The 1,368-nt window shown below is 71.1% G+C and carries 1 protein-coding gene and 1 pseudogene; one reads left to right on the plus strand and one right to left on the minus strand.

Translation table 11 applies throughout. The features are described from left to right. Positions 1-34: 34 nt before the first annotated feature. The gene (locus I53_RS05660; protein WP_251982233.1) at positions 35-907 is read right to left on the minus strand and encodes a hypothetical protein; all 873 of its coding nucleotides are present in this window, start codon (positions 905-907) and stop codon (positions 35-37) included. A 72-nt stretch (positions 908-979) separates the two neighbouring features. Here I53_RS05660 and I53_RS30970 point away from each other — a divergent pair. Continuing rightward, a pseudogene (locus tag I53_RS30970) lies at positions 980-1,368 on the plus strand (spore photoproduct lyase family protein); the annotation flags it as partial.

Here is a 1,368-nt window from a genome sequence, read left to right on the forward strand (position 1 = left end):
GATGATCGCCCGTCGCCGATCGTGATGTCGGGCATCAGGAAGGCGCCGTGGCCGATATAGACGTCGTTGCCGATGCGCACGCGCTTGGGCCACAGATAGGACGCACGCGCTCGATGTAGGGCCAGTCGAGGCTCGAGGACCAGACGAAGTGAACCTCGCTGAAACTCTCGGCGAGCAGCCCGGTCAGCAGGAACGGGTCGAAGTGGGCGCAGGAATCGCCGAACAGGACGAGCCGTCGCGGATCGGCCCCCGGGGACGGGTTTCGATAGACGACATGCGCGCCGACATGCACCTCGCGGTCGCGTCCCTGCGCCTCGTAGGCGGCCAGTAGCGGCCCCGTCTCCACCCGCATCGCATCGCGCTGCAGCATGAACCGCTCCAGCCGCTCGCGCGGCCGCTCGGGCAGCTTCTCGCCGAGATCCATGATCTGTTCCGAGACGGTACCGGGACGCCCGCCGATATCGGCGGGCGGAACCGCCCCGAGCGCCCGCATGATCTCGCGATAGGCCAGCAGGCACCCCTGCGCGGTCCAGTGGGTGTCGGTGCGCAGGTAGAGTGGCGTCGCTCCGTTGCGGGCAGCGCGAAGCGGCGCGAGAAGGTCGAGATAGGCCGGGTGTCGCGCGAGGCGTCGGGCCAGTCGCCGGGTCGAAGCCTTGCCCGGCGCGTAGCGCAGGCCGTCGGTCTTGTCGTCGTAGACCGACAGCTTCTCCGGCACGATCACGTGGAGGCAGCGAATGCCGAGGTCCTCGGCCCGCCGCGCACGGGCCTTGATCAGCCGCGTCCAGCCGCGCAGCAGCAGCCAGTGCCGCAGACCGCCGCGATACCGGTCCATGACCCGGTTGGTTCCTCCGGTGAGAAATAACCAGCCGTCGCGGCCGACATGGACGCTCTCCCTGCCTGAAGACATGACGGTGCTTTAGCCGCACCGTGAGCGGGCGACTAGGCCGGACCCGGTGCCGGGACGAGGCGTTCCTCAGGCATGCCGCCTTCGTCCCTCCCGGCCGTTCAGACCCCCGATGGCCCGGAGCCCGTCCGCCCGGGGCGCCCGTGGCACCCGCGCCGGGTGCTGGTGATGCCGTCCGCTCTGGAGCATCCCCATGGTCGGGCCATGCAGGCCCGCGCCGAGGCCCTGGGCCTGCCGGTGGAGCGCCTGCCGTCCAACCGCCTGCCGAGCCCGCGCGAGGCGGATCCCCGCCGGGCCTACGCGGCCGCGAAGGCAACCCTCGTCCTGACGAACGCCCCGCCGACCAAGCTGCGGCTGCAGCCGATCCCGCCCTCGGCCGACTTGGCGCTTCGACCTTGCCGAGGGCTGCCCCGCCCATTGCCAGTACTGCTACCTCGCCGGCTCGCTCGCGGGGCCCCCGGTGA

This window comes from Methylobacterium sp. B1, assembly GCF_000333255.1.
Lineage (GTDB): Bacteria > Pseudomonadota > Alphaproteobacteria > Rhizobiales > Beijerinckiaceae > Methylobacterium > Methylobacterium fujisawaense.

What these genes read in the sequence shown, in the direction of transcription:
- I53_RS05660 (WP_251982233.1), bottom strand. Translation starts at nt 907, where the DNA reads ATGTCTTCAGGCAGGGAGAGCGTCCATGTCGGCCGCGACGGCTGGTTA.